Below are 17,287 nucleotides of genomic sequence, written 5' to 3' on the forward strand. Positions count from 1 at the left end.
GAACGGACCCGCGCCGGACCCGCGCCGGACTCACGACTGCGGCCGATGGGACCGGACCGGAACACCGCGCGCCCCGCGGGCTTACCGGGCGAGACGCCTCACCGCCGGACCGGGAACCCACCATGCGCGCCACGCTCCTCGCCCTCCTGCTGGCCGCCGGCCTCGGCGCGCCCGGCCGCGCCGCCGAGGCGCCGGCCGGGTCCGACGCCCTGAAGCCGATGGTGGAGTCGAACGACCTCGTCTTCAACGGCATCACCCGGTCCGCGGACGGCCGGCTGTTCTCGCCGTTCCAGCGGCAGAGCCAGGACAAGGGGATCGAGCTCGGCGAGTGGCGGGACGGCAAGGCGGTCCCGTACCCCGACGCGGCCTGGAACGCCTGGAAGACGGGTGACGACCCGGCCAAGGCCTTCGTGGCGGTCAACGCCATCCGGATCGGGCCGGACGGGGACCTCTGGGTGGTCGACAAGGGCGCGCCCGGCATGGGCGCGGCGCCGCTGCCGGGCGGCCCGAAGCTCGTGCAGATCGACCTCGCCACGAACGCCGTGCGCAGGGTCTACCCGCTGCAGGCGGCGACCACCGAGAAGAGCTTCATCGACGATTTCCGGTTCAACGGCGGCCACATCTACCTGACGGATGCCGGCCAGCCCGGTCTGATCGTCCTCGACCGCGAGACCGGCGGCCTCCGGCGGGTGCTCGACGGACACTGGTCGACGATCGCGCAGCGCCCGCTGACCGGCCAGGGCCGGGTGCTCCGGGACGACAAGGACAAGCTGCTCTTCATCCACGCCGACCAGCTGGAAGTCTCGCCGGACGGCAAGACCTTCTACTACCAAGCGTGCACCGGGCCGCTCTACAGCATCGAGACCCGGTACCTCGACGACGCGGCCGTGAGCGACGACGAGCGCGCCCGGCACGTGAAGCTCCACGCCGCCACGGTGGCGACGGGCGGCACCGCCATCGACGCGGGCGGCACCATCTACGCGAGCGACACGGACGGCCTGCGGATCCTCAAGATCGCGCCGGACGGGACCGTGAGCACGCTGGTGCAGGACCCGCGGCTCGTGTGGGTCGACGCGATGTGGATCGACGAGCAGGGCGGCCTGTGGATCCCGGCGGCGCAGATGAACCGCACGCCTGCGATGAGCGGCGGCGCGGCCTCGACGGTCAAGTTCCCGACGACGATCTACCGGATGCAGATCGACGCCGAGCCGCTGCGCAACTGAGGATGGATCGGCCCGGTCCCAGGGGCGGCCTCGCGTCGGGCGGGCAGCGGCTGACGCCGAACCCGGAACCCGGGTTACAAGTTGGATCGAGGCGGGTGCCGAGCCCGGGACCCTGTACCGGGACCCTGTACCGGGATCCGGCACCGAGACCCGGCACGAGGAGAGGATGGACCGACCATGCGCAGGATGCAGTCGTCGCGGTGGGCCGGCGCCTTCCTGGCTGCCGGCCTGATCGTCACGTTCGCCCCGCCGGCGCGGGCCGACGCCGCCCTGGTCCTGCGGGAGACCCGGCTGCACACGCCGCCGGACTCGCACGAGCCGCAGCGGGCGATGGTCAACCTGCGCAACACCGGCCCGGACCTCGCGACGAACGTGACCGTGCTCTGCACCTTCACGGGGGCCGGCGGGACGGTGCTCGACACGCAGCAGGCCTCGGTGCCGGAGGTCGTGAGCCTCGCCGACGTGCAGGCCGAGACGATCTACTACGGCTGGCCCCGCGCGAGCAGCGCGACCTGCCGCCTCGCCGAGCCGTAGCCGGCGGCCCCCGTCGCCCGCCGGGCCGGCCGACGCAGCCTTAGCGGTTTCCGCGCGTTATGGTCCGGTCCCGTGGCGTCCCAGGTCCGTTTCCGGCAGAAGGCGCCCACGCCCCGCCCCTCTGTCGCAGCGCCAGCCCCGTGCCCGTATCCCCCGCCCTCCCGATTTCGGCGATCCGCCCCGACCGCCCCGCGCGGCCGGCGGGGGAGTCCATCGCGACGCACGGGCGCTGAGCGTGGACGAGACGGGGACCGAGGCGCTCCTGCGGCGCGCCCGCGCGCTGGAGGCGGAGGCCGCCGGGCTCCGGGCGCGGGCGGCCGCCACCGGCGCTGAGGCGGACGCCCCGACGCTCCCGCAGCCCCCCGCCGACCTGTCCGGGGCCGGCCTCGCCCTCCGGGAGGCCGAGGCGCGCCTGCTGCGGGCGCAGGAGGCGGGCGGGATCGGCCTGTTCACCGTGGGGGTCGCGGACGGGCTCCTGCACCCGACCCCGCAATTCTGCCGGCTCTACGGCCTGCCGGAGCGCGACACCTACCCGGCCGAGCTGGTCGAGGCGCTGATCCTGCCGGAGGACCGGGCCCTCGTCTCGACGGCGGCGAGCCGGCGCCGCGGCGACCCCCCGCGGGACGTCGCCTACCGGATCCGGCGACCGGATACCGGCGAGATCCGCTGGATCGCCCGGCAGGGGGAGATCGAGCGCGACGCCGCGGGGCGGCCGGTGCGGTTCTCCGGGGTCGCGCGCGACATCACCGAGCAGCGCGAGGCCCGCGACGCCCTGCGCGCCGGCGAGGAGCGCTACCGGACGCTGTTCGAGGCCATCGACGACGGCTTCTGCATCATCGAGTTCTTCGACGGCCCGCACGGCCCGCTCAGCGACTACGTCCACGTCGAGGCCAATCCCGGCTACGAGCGCCACACCGGCATCGCCGGCATCGTCGGGCGGACGCTGCGCGACCTCGTTTCGGCCGAGGACGCGGAGGCCTGGCTCGAGCTCTACGGCGGCGTGCTCCGCACCGGCGTCCCGATCCGGTTCGAGCGCTTCTTCGCCCAGGCCGACCGCTTCATCGACGTCTCGGCCGCCCGGATCGGGCCGGCGAGCCGGCGCCAGGTCTCGGTGCTGTTCCGGGACATCACCGCGCGCCGGCAGGCGGAGGACGCCCTGCGCGCCAGCGAGGCGCTCGCCCGGACCAACATCGAGCGGGTGCAGCTCGCCCTCGCGGCCGGCGCCATCATCGGCACGTGGCACTGGGACCTGCCGAGCGACCGGTTCACGGTCGACGAGGGCTTCGCCCGCAGCTTCGGCCTCGACCCGGCGCTGGGCCGGGACGGCATCCCGCTCGCCCGGATCGTCGCGACCGTGCATCCGGACGACCAGCCCGGGCTGGCCGCGGCCATCAACGCGGCCGTCGTCCGGGGCGGCGCCTACGCGCACCAGTACCGGGTCCGCCGGGCGGACGGGCGCTACTACTGGCTGGAGGCCAACGGCCGCGTCGACCACGCGCCCGACGGCACGCCCCTGAGCTTCCCCGGGGTCCTGATCGACGTGGACGAGCGCCGTGCCGTCGAGGCGGAGCGGGACCGCGTCGCCGCGGCGCTGCGCAGCCTCAACGAGACCCTGGAGCAGCGGGTCGCCGAGCGGACGGCCGAGCTGATGCGCGCCGAAGAGGCCCTGCGCCAGTCGCAGAAGATGGAGGCGGTCGGCCAGCTCACCGGCGGGCTCGCCCACGACTTCAACAACATGCTGGCCGGCATCGTCGGCTCGCTGGAATTGATGCAGACCCGGATGCTGCAGGGGCGGGTCGGCGACCTCGACCGCTACATCGGCGCGGCGCAGGGCGCGGCCAAGCGCGCCGCCGCCCTGACCCACCGCCTGCTGGCCTTCTCGCGCCGCCAGACCCTCGACCCGAAGCCGACGGACGCGAACCGCCTGGTCGAGGGCATGATGGAGCTCGTGCGCCGCACGGTCGGCCCCGCGGTGGCGATCGAGTCGGTCGGGGCCGGCGGCCTGTGGCCGACGCTGGTCGATCCGAGCCAGCTCGAGAACGCGCTGCTCAACCTCTGCATCAACGCCCGGGACGCGATGCCGGCGGGCGGGCGCATCGTCATCGAGACCGCCAACCGCTGGCTCGACCACCGGGCCGCCCAGGAGCGCGAGCTGGAGCCGGGGCAGTACGTGACGCTCTGCGTCTCGGACAACGGCACCGGCATGACCCCCGACGTGGTCGCCAAGGCCTTCGACCCGTTCTTCACCACCAAGCCGATCGGCGAGGGCACGGGCCTCGGCCTGTCGATGATCTACGGCTTCGCCAAGCAGTCCGGCGGGCAGGTCCGGATCTACTCGGAGGTCGGCCAGGGCACGATGGTCTGCCTCTACCTGCCCCGCCATCTCGGCGAGGCGGAGGCCGAGGTGATCCTGCCGGACCTCGCCCACGCGCCCCGCGCCGAGCAGGGCGAGACGGTCCTGGTGGTGGACGACGAGCCGACCGTGCGGATGCTGGTCACCGAGGTGCTGGAGGATCTCGGCTACGCGGCGATCGAGGCGGCGGACGGCGCCTCGGGGCTGAAGGTCCTCCAGTCGGACGTGCGCGTCGACATGCTGATCACCGATGTCGGCCTGCCCGGCGGCATGAACGGCCGCCAGATGGCCGATGCCGGCCGCCAGCACCGGCCCGACCTGAAGGTCCTGTTCATCACCGGCTACGCCGAGAACGCCGCCCTCAACCACGGCCATCTCGGCCCCGGCATGCAGGTGATGACGAAGCCCTTCGCCCTGGAGGCGCTCGCGACCCGCATCCGCGGCATCATCGGCGGCGAGGGCTGAGGCCCGGAGGCCCGGGCGGGCGGTTCGCCTCCGGCACACGGCGTCGCAGGCCCGCGCGGAACGGGTTCTCCGGCCCGGGCGTCATTGCCATACCGCGCCGGCGCGCCCATGAGGGCGACCTCGCGGGCACCATCGCGGGCGTCCTCGGCACGGGGCCCGGCGGGCGGGCCCGGGAGCGGACCGGCAGGGCCGCGCCGAACGGAGGCGACAGGGAAGCTACCGTGGACACGCAGACCATCCCGGCCGAACTCACGACCTTCTTCGAGAAATCCCACATCGCCCTGGCGCTGGCCGCGGCGGGCGACGACAACGTCCTGCTCCTGGTGAACGAGCGGTTCCACCAGCTCACCGGCTACACGGGCGCGGAGGTCGTCGGGCGCAATTGCCGCCTCCTCCAGCGCGACGCCGACAACCGGGAGGCGCGGGCCAAGATCCACGCCTTCCTGGAGAACGACCGTCAGGACACGGTGCGCACGCCGATCGTGAATTTCCGCAAGGACGGGAAGCCCTTCGTCAACCTGCTGTACATGTCCAAACTGAAGGCGCTCTCGGGCGAGGTGCGCTACCTTTTCGCATCCCAATTCGACGTCAGCCGCTCGCAACCCGAGTTGCTTTCCGCCTACGATGCAGAACTGGGCCGGACCCTGTCCCGGCTGACCCCGACGCTTGCGGAGAGTGGGCTCGTCATCGAGGGCTCGCTGATGACGATCGCCAACACGGTCGCCACGGTCGCGCAGGCCAAGCTCACGCTCGCGGATCTCGATGCACCAGGATTTCCTTAACGCCCCCGGAGGCGAGGCCTCGGAGGTCCTGGACGGCGCCGGGACGGTGACGGCGCCGCCCTTCGCCGGGCCGGTCGTGGGAATCGGTGCCTCGGCGGGGGGCCTCGAGGCCCTGCGGGAGATGCTGGCGCGCGCCCGGCCGCCGACCGGCATGGCCTTCGTCATCGTCCAGCACCTCGACCCCAACCACGAGAGCATGCTGGCGCAGCTCCTCGACCGGCAGACGGAGCTGGAGGTGCTCCAGTGCGAGGGCGGGGAGCGGATCGCGGGCGACAAGGTCTACATCATCCCGCCCGGCCGGGGCCTCGTCATCCAGAACGGCGTCCTCGAACTCACCCATTTCGTCCAGCCGCGGGGCCTGCGCCGGCCGATCGACGACTTCTTCCTGTCGCTCGCGGTGGACCAGCAGGCCAACGCCGCCTGCGTGATCCTGTCGGGCACGGGGGCCGACGGCACGACCGGCCTGCGGGCCATCAAGGAGCACGGCGGCGTCTGCGTGGTGCAGCAGCCCGACACCGCCCGCTACGACGGCATGCCGCTCTCGGCGGTCGGGACCAGCCTCGTCGACTTCGTGCGGCCGCCGGGCGAGATCGTCGACTGCCTCACCACCTTCTTCCGCCGCCGCGGCACCGACGCCGTCGACGCCGAGTCCCGCCTCGTCGCCGACCACATCGACGACCTCTGCCGGGTCATCCGCGCGGCGGTGGGCCACGACTTCGCCGGCTACAAGCGGACCACCCTGGTCCGGCGTGTCGAGCGGCGCATGCACGTCCTCGGGCTCGAGTCCGGCCGGGCCTATCTCGGCCGCGTCCGGGCCGACAAGACCGAGTGCGAGGCGCTGTTCCGCGACCTCCTGATCAACGTCACCCGCTTCTTCCGCGACGCCGAGATGTTCGAGCTCCTCCGGGAGCGCGTGGTGGAGCCCCTGCTGCGCACCCGCGATCCCGAGGAGGACATCCGGGTCTGGATCCCGGGCTGCTCCAGCGGCGAGGAGGCCTACAGCATCGCCATGCTGTTCGCCGACGCCGCCCGCCGCCTCGGCCTGCCGCCGGCGGTCCAGATCTTCGCCACCGACATCGACGAGCGCATGCTCCAGATCGCCCGGGAGGCGACCTACCCGGCCGCCGCGCTCGCCGACATCCCGGCCCATCTGCGGGAGCGCTACGTCGTCCTCCACGCCGAGCGCTTCACCGTCGCGGCCGAGATCCGCGACCTGATCCGCTTCTCCAGCCACAGCCTGGTCAAGGACCCGCCCTTCTCGCGGGTCGACCTCCTGTCCTGCCGCAACCTGCTGATCTACTTCGACGAGCGCCTCCAGCAATCGGTGGTGCCGCTGTTCCACTACGCGGTCCGGCCGGGGGGCTACCTGTTCCTCGGCCCCTCGGAGAGCGTCAGCCGCTTCGAGCACCTGTTCCCGGTCATCGACCAGCACGCCCGCCTGTTCGAGCGGCCGCCGGGCGCGCCGCAATACCCGATCGACCTGCCGGGGAGCGCCCGCCGGGGCGAGGCCCGGCGCGGCGGGCGCGAGGAGCGGCGCGGCGAGCCCTCGATCGCCGACGAGACCGTGGCGGTGCGCCGCGTCATGGAGCGCTACGCCCCGCCCAGCATGGTGCTCAACGAGGACGGCGGCATCATCGCCGCCTACGGGCGCCTGAGCCGCTACTTCGACTTCCCGGTGACCCGGACCGGCGGCACCAGCGCCATCACCCTGGCGCGCCCGGGCCTGCGCGACGTCATCGGCCCGCTGCTCCGCCAGACCCGCGACGCGCGCAAGCGCGTGGTCGTCCGCGACGTGGAGATCCGCTCGGAATACGGCGTCCAGCCGGTGGAGCTGATCTGCGATCCCCTGCCCGACGGCTCGATGCTCCTGGTCCTGCGCGACACGGGCGCCTTCCGGGCGGCGGACGACCTCGACCTGATCGAGATGGATGCCGGCGGCGACCACGTCGAGGCGCTGGAAGAGGAGCTGCTGCGCACCCGCTACAAGCTGCGCTCGGCGGTCGAGGAGCTGGAGACGACGAACGAGGAGCTGAAGAGCTCCAACGAAGAAATGATGTCGATGAACGAGGAGCTCCAGTCGACGAACGAGGAGCTGTCCACGGTCAACGACGAGCTGAAGACCAAGGTCGAGCAGCTCACCATCGCCAATGCCGACCTGCGCAATTTCTTCGAATCCACCGACCTCGCCGTCGTGGTGCTCGACCGCGAGCTGAAGGTGCGCAGCTTCACCACGTCGGCCACCACGATCTTCCCGCTGCAGCCGGGCGATCGCGGCCGCCCCCTCGCCGACGTGTCGAGCCGGCTCGCCGGGCACGAGTACCTGCACGACGCCCAGGAGGTCTGCGCCGGCGGCTCGGTGATCCAGCGGCGCGTCGCCACCCGGGACGGGGAGCGCACGCTCTCGCTGCGGGTGCTGCCCTACCGCCTGCAGAACGGCAGCGTCGACGGCGCCACCCTGGTGCTCACCGACATCACCGAGGCGCTGTCGCTGGAGCGCCAGCTCGCCGCGGAGCGCGAGCGGCTGGAACTGGCCGTGAAGGCCGGGGGCATCGGCGTCTGGGAATACAGCCCGGATGCCGGGACCGTCGTGGTCGACAGCATCGCCGGCACGATGTTCGGCCTCGCTCCCGACACACCGCACCCCACCGCGTCCCTGGCGGCCAGCGTGCTGCCCGAGGACCGTCCCGGCTTCGAGGCGGCGCTGTCCGAGGCGGCGCACGGGCTCAACGAGTTCGAGGCGCGCATCCGCGTGCGCGCCGCCGACCACGCGCCGCGGCACATCCGCAGCTACGGGCGCCTGACCCGGAGCGGCGACCGGAAGCGGATCGTCGGCGTCTGCATCGACGTGTCGCCCGAATACGCGCTCGCCGAGACCCGCGACCTGATGCTGCGGGAGATGAACCACCGGGTGAAGAACCTGTTCGCGATCATCGGCGGCATGATCTCGGCGGGCGCCCGCACGCACCGGGAGATCGGCGTCTTCGCCACCGACATGCGCGACCGCATCTCGGCGCTCGGGCGGGCGCATTCCCTGGCCGACCCGTCCGACGGCCAGGGCATGAGCGACCTCGCCGGCCTGATCGGCGCGACCCTGCGCCCGTACCGCGACCACGTCCCCACGGTCATCGAGGGCCCCCTCGTGGCGATCAACTGGCGGCACGTGTCGTCGCTGGCGATGATCCTGCACGAGTGGGCGACGAACTCGGTGAAGTACGGCGCGCTCGGGGCCGACGACGGCGCGCTGTCGGTCACCTGGGACCGGCAGGCCGACGGGCTCGTCCTGGACTGGTGCGAGCGGATGGCCCGTGTCCCGGAGCCGAGGCCCGGACGAGGTTTCGGGACGATGCTGGTGGAGATGTCCCTGCGCCAGCTCGAAGCGACCGTGACGCGCAGCCACGACGACGCCGAGTACCGGATCACGCTGCATCTGCCCGAGGCGGCACTCCTGCGGGGCTGACGCGCGCTCAGGGATATCCGTGCATCGGCCGTCCTTGCGAGCGCAGCGAAGCAATCCAGTCGGCGCCACGCTTGCCGATGCTGCGCGACCCTGGATTGCTTCGCTGCGCTCGCAAAGACGGCGAGGTCTCCCGATCCTTCACCGCGGGTTCGGGAGGAGTCACGATGCCGGAGGGCGCCGGACGAACCGGCGCCCCGCCCCCCCTCAGTCGATGACTTCGACGATGCGGTTGCCGCGATCGACCAGGACGGGCTGGTCGTTCACGATGGTGTAGCGGTAGCCCGGACGCACCCGGTACTCGGTGGGCACGTCGTAGTAGGTGACGCTGTCCTCCGGCAGCACGGTGCCGACCCGGACCGGGCCGCCCCAGCTGTAGGAGCGCGCGCCGCGCTCGCGGACGTAGCTGCGGAACCGCGGGCGGTCGTCGACGCCCAGGATGCCGCCGACCGTGCCGGTCGCCGCGCCGACCGCGCCGCCGACGATGCCGCCGACCGGGCCGGCCGCGTCGGCGCCGACCGCCGCACCCTCGGCCGCGCCCCGCAGGGTGCCCTGCGCCTGGGCGGCCGCCGGGAGGGCGAGGAGGCCGGCCGTCGCCAGCGACAGAAGAAGCTTGTTGGTCATGCTGAGATCTCCAGGGTCGTCAGGGCGCGGCTGTCCGCCCAGGATCAGTTGCAGCCTTCCTTGTGGACGGTCTTGGAGTTGCCCATGCCGTCCTCCTTGTGGACGGTCTTCGAACCGCAATCGACGCTGCCGGTGGTGACCTCGCGCTTCTCGACGACGGTGTCGCGGTGGTCGACGACGGCGGGCCCGTCGCGGCGGATGACGGTGGTCTCCTCGGCGCTCGCCGCGCCGCACAGGGCCGCGAACAGGGCGCCCGAGAGAATGATGGTCCGCATGGTTGGCCTCCTGACTTCAATCGAAGCCAGCAACGGCAGCGGCGGAGAAAGGGTTCCACGCGCATTGATCGGTAGATCACGCGGATATTCGCGATGCGGCATGGTATTGGTTGTGTACAATCGACCGCCCCCGTCCCGCTCAGCTGTTCGGGACGGGAGCGACGCCTCAGCCGGCCAGGGGCGGCACCCGGGACCACCACGCGTGCGCCCGCTCGTACTGGTGGGCGACGCGCAGGATCTCGGCCTCGGCGAAGGGCCGGGCGGCGATCTGGAGGCTGATCGGCAGGCCGCGCCGGTCGAAGCCGCAGGGCAGCGCGATGGCGGGCAGGCCTGCGAGGTTGAACGGGTAGGTCAGGCGCCAGGAGGCCGCCAGCACGCTCTCCGCGCGCCCGCCGAGCAACACCGCGGACTCGTCCGTCCGCCACGCGGTCAGCGGCGAGGCCGGGCCGACGATCACGTCGGCCTCGGCCAGGACGGCGGCCATCTCGTCCATGATCAGGGCCCGCACCTGCTCGGCCCGCAGGTAGTCCGGCCCGGTCACGAGCCGGCCCATCTCCACGAGGTCGCGGACGTCGGCGGCGAAGCCCGCCACGTGGCCCCGGGCGAGGCTGCGGTCGTGGTAGGCGGTCGAGGAGGCGAGCTCGATGGCGTAGATGGCGCCGAGGCCGTGGCGCAGGGACGGCACCGCGACGTCGCGCACCGCGCAGCCCCGGTCTTCGAGGAAGCGGAGCGCCGCCTCGACGGCGGCGGCGACGTCGTCGTCGATTGCGTCGAAGAAGTGGTTGCGGATCACCGCGACCCGCAGGCCCCGGATCGGCCGGTCGAGCCCGGCCGTGTAGTCGGGGACCGGCGCCGCGCTGGCCGCGGGATCGCCGGGATCCGGGCCGGCGAGCGCCTGCAGCATCAGGGCGGAATCGGCCACCGTCAGGGTCAGCGGCCCGGCATGGTCGAGGGACCAGGAATGCGGCACGATCCCCGACCGGCCGACCCGGCCGTAGGTCGGCTTGAGGCCGACGATCCCGCACAGGGCGGCCGGGATCCGGATCGAGCCGCCCGTGTCCGAGCCGAGGGCGGCCGGGCAGAGGCGGGCCGCGACCGCCGCGCCCGAGCCGCCGCTGGAGCCGCCGGGCACCCGGTCGGGGTCCCAGGGGTTGCGGGTCGGCGGCGTGACCATGCCCCAGGCGAATTCGTGCATCCGCGTCTTGCCGAGGATCACCGCGCCGGCCGCCCGCAGCCGCGCCACGGCGTGGCTGTCGGCCGCCGGGAAGGTCAGGGCCTCCACCGCCGTGCCGGCCCGGGTCGGCATGTCGGCGGTGGTGTAGTTGTCCTTGACGGCGATCGGGATGCCGTGGAGCGGGCCGCGCGGCCCCGTCCGGGCGATCTCGGCATCGGCCGCGCGCGCGGCGTCGAGGGCCGCGGGCGCGAGGTGGACCATGCTGTTCAGGGCGCCGTCGAGGCGCGCGATCCGGTCGAGGCTGGCGCCGACGAGCTCGGCGCTCGACAGCTCCCGCGCCGCGATCCGCCGCGCGAGCTCGGTGATCGGGGCTTGCCAGAGGGGGTCAGTCGCGGCGGTCGTCATGGGGCACCCGGCGGTAGGGGAGCGTCGGATCGAACACGACCGGCGGGTGGATGTCCGCGAGGTCGAGGTCGCGGAGCCGCGCGATCTCGGCGAGCACCGGCGCGAACTGGGCCAGCAGGTGCGCGACCCGCCGGGGCTCCTGGCGCAGGCCGACGACGTCGCGCAGCAGGTCGGGGGCTGCATCCCCGGCGGCGCCCGGCCGCTCGGCGGGGGGCTTGAGCAGCATCGCCACGACGTCGTCCGGCAGGGCGCCGGCCGGGCTGTCCTTCCGCGGCATGCCGGCCACGAACGGCACGAGCTGACGGCGGGCGACCGCGAGGACGCGGCGCAGCTCGGCGACGGGCTCGGCGTGCTCGTCGACCCGCAGGTCGAGGTGCGGGTAATCCTCGGCGGCGACGATCTTGAGCGCCGCCGACTGCTTGCCGCGCCGGTCGCCGCCGGCCGCGTCGCCGGCCTCCAGGGCGCGCATCAGCCGCTCGTCGAGATCCTGGGCGGCGCTCCCCTCGAAGGCCGCCACCATGGCGTCGACAACGCCCGGCCCGGCGAGCATGTTGCCCTGGACGGCGTAGCCGGGCCCGGTGCGGTGGCCGGCCGCCGCCGTGCAGCCGGCGCCGGTCCAGGCGGCGGCCCGCCCCTGCCCGTCGACGAGGCCGAGCTGGCGCAGGTCCGGCCGGTCGTCGGTGGCGAGGGCCGCCGCCAGCGCGGCGTCGGGATCCTGCCCGCCGGCCAGCCCGTCGAGGATGCGGGCGGCGAGGTAGGGGTTCACCCAGGACTGGGTGGTGACGGCCCCGATCCCGGCCCTGAGGAACGGGCACAGCCCGCCCACCGCCGGGACGGCGCTCGCCACCGCGACGCCGAGCTGGCCGGTCCGCGGGCAGCGGGCGGCGATCGAGAAGGTGTTGAGTTCTCTCATGCGCCTGCGGCTTCCTCCTTGATCTTGATCCACCACCGTCTTTGCGAGCGCAGCGAAGCAATCCAGCAGCGCCCCGTCCGGGAGCGTGGCGCGACCCTGGGTCGCTTCGCTGCGCTCGCGATGACGGTGGCGGATCCGGGCCGACCTCACACCGCCAAGTGATCGATGACGCGCGCCTGCGCGTCCGGTACCCGGGCGGGACCGCTGTCGACGATCTCGCCGAGCTTGAGCACCGCGTAGCGGTCGGCGAGCGCCAGTGCGAAGGCGACGTGCTGCTCCACCACCAGCATGGACACGCCCGAAGCCCGCTCGGCCTCGAGCACGCCGCGCAGGCGCTCGACCATCGAGGGCTGCACGCCCTCGGAGATCTCGTCGATCAGCAGGAGGCGCGGGCGCAGCATCAGGGCGCGCCCGAGGATCAGCATCTTCTGCTCACCCCCAGAGAGGGTGCCGGCTCGCTGGGCCAGCCGGTCCTTCAGGAACGGGAAGTGGCCGAACAGCCGCTCCAGCGCCTCCGGCAGCATCCGGTCGGCGGGCACCGCGAGGCGCAGGTTGTCGCGGATCGACAGGTCCTGGAACAGGGGCTGCTCCTGCGGCGCGTAGCCGACGCCCAGCGCGTTGAGCTTGGCCGGCGTGAGGCCGGCGAGCGCCTGGCCCCCGACCGTGACGGCGCCGCCGCGCAGGGCCACCATCCCCAGGACGGTCTTGAGCAGCGTGGTCTTGCCCATGCCGTTCTTGCCCAGCAGCGCCACGATCTCCCCCGGCCCGACCGACAGGGACACGTCCCGCACGATGGCGACGGCGCCGTAGCCGCTCGACACCCCGTCGAGGGCGAGGGCGGCCCCCGCCGGCGCTGTCTGCCGCGCTGCCCGCCGTGCTGCCTCACCCATGGGCGCCTCCCGAGTAGATGGTCCGGACCAGTTCGGAGCCCACGACGTCCTCGACCGTGCCGTCCAGGACCAGCCGGCCCTGGTGCAGCACCACGATCCGGGACGAGATCTCGCGCACGAAGTCGAGGTCGTGCTCGACCAGCACGGCGGCGATCCGGCCCTCGGCGGTGAGCGCCTTGAGGACGGTCCCGATGGTGGTGCGCTCGGCCTTGGTCAGGCCCGCGGTGGGCTCGTCGAGCAGGATCAGCCGCGGCTCCAGCGCCACCACCATGGCGAGCTCCAGCGCCTGCTTCTGGCCGTGGGACAGGAGGCGCGTCGGCTGCGTCAGCTGGCGGTCGAGGCCGGTCATGCGCAGGACGTCGAGGGCGGGCTGCGGCAGGCCCAGCGTCTCGGCCCGCCCGACCGGGCTCAGGCCGTCGTGGGACGCCCGGGCGAGGCGGAGGCAGTCGGCCACCGACAGGCTCTCGAACACGCTCGCCACCTGGAACTTGCGCCCGACGCCGAGGCCGACGATCCGGTTCGGCGTCAGCCTGGTGATCGGCGTGCCGCCGACGGCGATCGCGCCCTTGAACGGCTCGGTGCCGTCGCTGAGGCAGCGCATCAGCGTGGTCTTGCCGGCGCCGTTGGGCCCGACGAGGCTGACGAGCTCGCCCGCCCGGATCTCGAGGTCGATGCCCTCCAGCACCGTCAGGGCGCCGTAGGCCTTGGCGAGGTTCTCGACCTTGAGGATCGGGGTCCCGGTCGCCTCGGTCCCGGTCACCTCCGGCCCGGCCGCCTCGGTCCCGGCCGCCCGCGCGACGAGGCGCGGCGGCGCCGGCTGCCGCCGGCCCACCGGCAGCGCCCGCCAGAGGCGGCCGACGAGGTCGGCGAGGCCGCCCGGCAGCAGGATGATGATGACCACGAAGGCCGAGCCCAGGAGGAGCTGCCAGAGGAACGGCAGGTCGCCCGAGAGATTCGCCGCGAGGTAGTCGATCGCGACGGTGCCGAGCACCGGGCCGAGCAGCGTGCCGCGACCGCCGAGCGCCACCCAGATGACCAGCTCGGTGCCGAACAGGAAGCCGGCATTCTCGGGCGCGACCACGCCCGAGGCGTTGGCGAACAGGAAGCCCGCGAGCCCCGCCACCGCGGCGAGGGACGCGGTCAGCCGGATCTGCAGGCGCCGCGGGTTGAGGCCGAGATAGGCGCAGCGCGCCTCGTTGTCCCGGAGCGCCACGAGGGCGCGGCCGGCATCGGCCCGGACCAGGATCCAGGCCGCCAGCGTGACGGCGATCAGGAACAGGGCCGCGAGGCGGAAATAGCCCTCGGTCTCGAAGGGCAGCACGTCGAAGCCGACGAGGCCGCTGCTGGAGCCGGTCCATTCCCCGCCCGCGTAGATGAGCTGCACGACGACGATCGGGACGACGAGCGAGATCACCGAGGCGTAGAGCGGGGTCGAGCGGTGGTAGAAGGACAGCCAGCCGACCGCGAGGCCGAGCAGGGCCGGCGCGACGAGCGCCGCCGCGATGGCCGCGGCGATCCCGAGCGGCGTCGCCCCGTAGGCGGCGAGGATCATCGCGGTGGCGTAGGCGCCGATGCCGAAGAACGCCGCCTGGCCGAAGGTCAGGATCCCCGCGAAGCCCCAGAGCAGGTCCACCGTGACGGCCAGCACCGCGTAGATCATCGAGCGGGTCAGGACGTTGACCGCGAAGGTGTCGAGGACGAGCGGCGCGATCCAGAGGGCCAGCGCCGCCAGGCCCGCGACCACGAAGGGCGCGGCGCGGGACAGGCGGCGTCCGCGGGGCGCCGCGGCGGCACGCTCGGCGACGGGCAGGGTCTCAAGCACGGGAGAAACCTTTCGGGCTGATCCGCAGCACGAGGGCGGCGAGCACCGCGACGGCGATGCTGCCCAGGATCGGGCTCACGAAGGTGCTGATCAGGACCTGCGCGGCCCCGAAGACCAGGCAGGCCGCCGCGAGCGCCAGGTACGAGGCGTCGGCGACCATCACCAGCATGAAGGCGCCGATCAGCCAGGAGACGCCCATGTTCGGATCGACGCTGGTGAGCGGCGTGAGCAGGACGCCGGCGAGGCCCGCGAAGCCGGCGCCGAGCATGAACACGACGAGGCGCACCCGGCCCGTGTCGATGCCGAGGCTGCGCGCCAGGGTCTCGTTCATGATCACCGCCCGGGCCGAGAGGCCGAGCCGGGTCCGCTCGATGGTGAGCGCGAACAGCGTGCCGATCGCCAGCGCGATGCCGAGCGCCACGAGGCGGTAGGCCGAGTAGTCGACGCCGAGGAACGCGACGGTGCCGGCGTAGAGGTTCGGGGTGAGCTGGACGTCCCGGCCGAAGGCCAGGGTGATGAGCTGCCCGACCACGATGCCGAGCCCCCAGGTGGCGAGAATCGCGTCCAGCGGCCGCCGGTAGAGCGGGCGGATGATGAAGTGCTCGGCGAGCCCGCCGAGCGCCGCGCCGACGACGAAGGCGAGCGGCAGGGCGAGCCACGGATTGAGCCCGAGCCTGGCGGTCACCACCGCGCAGTAGGCGCCGACCGTCAGCCACGCCCCGTGGGCGAAGTTGATGATCTTGAGCACGCCGAAGATCGCCAGGAGGCCGATCGCGACGATGAACAGGATCGCCGCCGTGGTCAGGATGTCGAGGGTGAGCAGCATCGGGGATTCCGGGTGCGCGTGTCGTCGCGGGCTGAGGGAGGGATTTGGCGGGTGACGACGGTCCCCTCCCCCTCTGCGGGCTTGCCGAGTCACGTATCGACCACGGCACCGCGGCTTCCGGACCGGGCGCGGGTCCCCTCTCCCGTGCGGGAGAGGGACAGGGTGAGGGGTGTGACCTCTCCGGAGAAGTCTCGTCCGAGACAGCGCGACGACGGCGCACTCGATCCTGGAGCGTCTAATCCCTCACCCCAACCCTCTCCCGCACGGGAGCGGGGGCACGTGGCGCTCCGTCATCGACGTCGGCGCGAGACGGGTGGATATCGTCGCCCGCCCGGGCGAGGCCTCGTGCCCCGCCCCTCACTGCAGCTTCGGGCACTGCTCGCCGGGATCGACGTCCTTGAAGGTGCCGGCGACCTTCACGGTGCCGTCCTTCTGGATCTGGCCGAGATACATGGTCAGCGGCGCGTGGTGCTGCTTGCTCATGGTGATCGTGCCCCGCGGCCCGGTGAAGCTCACGGTCGGGAGCGCCTCCAGGACCTTGGCGGTCTCGGTCCCGCCCGCCTTCTCGACGGCGGCCTTGTAGAGGTAGATCGCCTCGTATTCCGGCACCGAGAGGTCGTTGGGCGTGCGCAGCTCCGCGCCGAACTTCTTCTGCATCGCCGCCAGGAACGCCTTGTTCTCCGGGCTGTCGATCCCGGTGACGTAGGAGGCCGAGAGGTAGACGCCGTCGGCGTCCGCGCCCATGCTCTTGGCGGTGCCCTCGTCCAGCGCGAGGTTGGCGAAGGGCAGCGACACGCCCGCGCCGCGCAGCTGCTTGGTCAGCGTCACGTTCGGCGCGCCGCCCGCCGTCGAGGTGATCAGCGCGTCGGGCTTGGCCTCCTTCAGCTTGGAGATGATCGCCGTCCAGTCGCTGCCGTCCATCGGCAGGTATTCCTCGCCGACCACCTTGCCGCCGGTCTTCTCGACGTAGCTCTTGGCGAAGCCCAGCATGCCGCGGCCGAAGGCGTAGTCGCTGCCGATCAGGAAGTAGGTCTTGGCGCCCTTCGCCTTGAAGGCGTCCACCACCGGCGGCACCTGCTGCTCCGGCACCCAGGCGTCCACGAACATGTTCTTGTTGCAGGAATGGCCCTCGTAGAACGAGGTGTAGATGTACGGCACCTTCCCCTTGGTGACGGCGGGCAGGCCGGCGTTGCGGGCCGCGCTCGTCTCCATCGAGATCAGGACGTCGACCTTCTTCTGGTAGATCAGGCTGTCGAAGGCCTTCTGGGCGCCGGCCGCCCCCGAGGCGTCGTCGGCCACCTCCAGGACGAGCTTGCGGCCGAGCACGCCGCCCTTGGCGTTGATCTCCTCCACGGCGAGCTCGGCCGACTGCACCACCGAGGGGGCGACGACGCTGTTGGCGCCCGACAGGCCGATCGGGATGCCGATGACGATCGGCTTGCCGTCGGCGGCCTGCGCGGCCGTGGCGGCCTGCGCGGCGGCGAGGGCGAGCGCCGCGGCGCCGACGAGGGACCATTTCACCATGAACGAACTCCTTGGATGACGAC

Annotated in this window: 13 protein-coding genes; 5 read left to right on the forward strand and 8 right to left on the reverse strand. The window is 72.9% G+C overall.

Annotated features, from left to right (window positions below):
- Positions 1-122 precede the first annotated feature (122 nt).
- The 5 genes from ACX9MN_RS25130 (at position 123) to ACX9MN_RS25150 (ending at position 8,814) form a co-directional block, all read left to right on the forward strand.
- Positions 123-1,223: an SMP-30/gluconolactonase/LRE family protein gene (locus ACX9MN_RS25130; RefSeq protein WP_091683246.1), complete on the forward strand. Its 1,101-nt coding sequence runs from the start codon at positions 123-125 to the stop codon at positions 1,221-1,223.
- A 177-nt stretch (positions 1,224-1,400) separates the two neighbouring features.
- Positions 1,401-1,757, forward strand: coding sequence for a hypothetical protein (locus ACX9MN_RS25135; protein ID WP_447683692.1), 357 nt, complete (start codon positions 1,401-1,403; stop codon positions 1,755-1,757).
- Between the two features lie 235 nt (positions 1,758-1,992).
- Positions 1,993-4,575 (forward strand): PAS domain-containing protein, encoded by a 2,583-nt coding sequence (locus ACX9MN_RS25140; protein WP_489725745.1) that lies wholly within the window; start codon positions 1,993-1,995, stop codon positions 4,573-4,575.
- A gap of 221 nt (positions 4,576-4,796) precedes the next feature.
- A complete protein-coding gene (locus tag ACX9MN_RS25145) occupies positions 4,797-5,357 on the forward strand; it encodes a PAS domain-containing protein (RefSeq protein ID WP_020096052.1) in 561 nt (186 codons plus the stop codon).
- A complete protein-coding gene (locus tag ACX9MN_RS25150; protein ID WP_489725746.1) occupies positions 5,338-8,814 on the forward strand; it encodes a CheR family methyltransferase in 3,477 nt (1,158 codons plus the stop codon). Before ACX9MN_RS25145 ends, ACX9MN_RS25150 begins: the two co-directional genes overlap by 20 nt.
- A 204-nt stretch (positions 8,815-9,018) precedes the next feature.
- Here the strand turns inward: ACX9MN_RS25150 and ACX9MN_RS25155 are convergent, their stop codons facing one another.
- From ACX9MN_RS25155 to ACX9MN_RS25190, 8 genes are all read right to left on the reverse strand, one after another.
- On the reverse strand, positions 9,019-9,435 hold the full coding sequence (locus ACX9MN_RS25155; protein WP_489725747.1) for a DUF1236 domain-containing protein: 417 nt from the start codon (positions 9,433-9,435) through the stop codon (positions 9,019-9,021).
- A gap of 44 nt (positions 9,436-9,479) precedes the next feature.
- On the reverse strand, positions 9,480-9,710 hold the full coding sequence (locus ACX9MN_RS25160) for a hypothetical protein (RefSeq protein WP_020096055.1): 231 nt from the start codon (positions 9,708-9,710) through the stop codon (positions 9,480-9,482).
- A gap of 166 nt (positions 9,711-9,876) precedes the next feature.
- Positions 9,877-11,289, reverse strand: coding sequence for an amidase (locus ACX9MN_RS25165; protein WP_489725748.1), 1,413 nt, complete (start codon positions 11,287-11,289; stop codon positions 9,877-9,879).
- On the reverse strand, positions 11,270-12,202 hold the full coding sequence (locus tag ACX9MN_RS25170) for a DUF1028 domain-containing protein (RefSeq protein WP_489725749.1): 933 nt from the start codon (positions 12,200-12,202) through the stop codon (positions 11,270-11,272). Before ACX9MN_RS25170 ends, ACX9MN_RS25165 begins: the two co-directional genes overlap by 20 nt.
- A 146-nt stretch (positions 12,203-12,348) precedes the next feature.
- Complete coding sequence (locus tag ACX9MN_RS25175; protein WP_489725750.1) at positions 12,349-13,092, reverse strand: ABC transporter ATP-binding protein; 744 nt, start codon at positions 13,090-13,092, stop codon at positions 12,349-12,351.
- The gene (locus ACX9MN_RS25180; RefSeq protein ID WP_489725751.1) at positions 13,085-14,914 is read right to left on the reverse strand and encodes a branched-chain amino acid ABC transporter ATP-binding protein/permease; all 1,830 of its coding nucleotides are present in this window, start codon (positions 14,912-14,914) and stop codon (positions 13,085-13,087) included. The genes ACX9MN_RS25175 and ACX9MN_RS25180 overlap by 8 nt, the downstream gene beginning before the upstream one ends.
- Positions 14,907-15,740, reverse strand: a complete 834-nt coding sequence (locus ACX9MN_RS25185) for a branched-chain amino acid ABC transporter permease (protein WP_020096060.1) — start codon at positions 15,738-15,740, stop codon at positions 14,907-14,909. The genes ACX9MN_RS25180 and ACX9MN_RS25185 overlap by 8 nt, the downstream gene beginning before the upstream one ends.
- Positions 15,741-16,097: 357 nt before the next feature.
- On the reverse strand, positions 16,098-17,264 hold the full coding sequence (locus ACX9MN_RS25190) for a substrate-binding protein (RefSeq protein ID WP_489725752.1): 1,167 nt from the start codon (positions 17,262-17,264) through the stop codon (positions 16,098-16,100).
- Positions 17,265-17,287: the final 23 nt, after the last annotated feature.

Source organism: Methylobacterium sp. 1A (genome assembly GCF_058072805.1).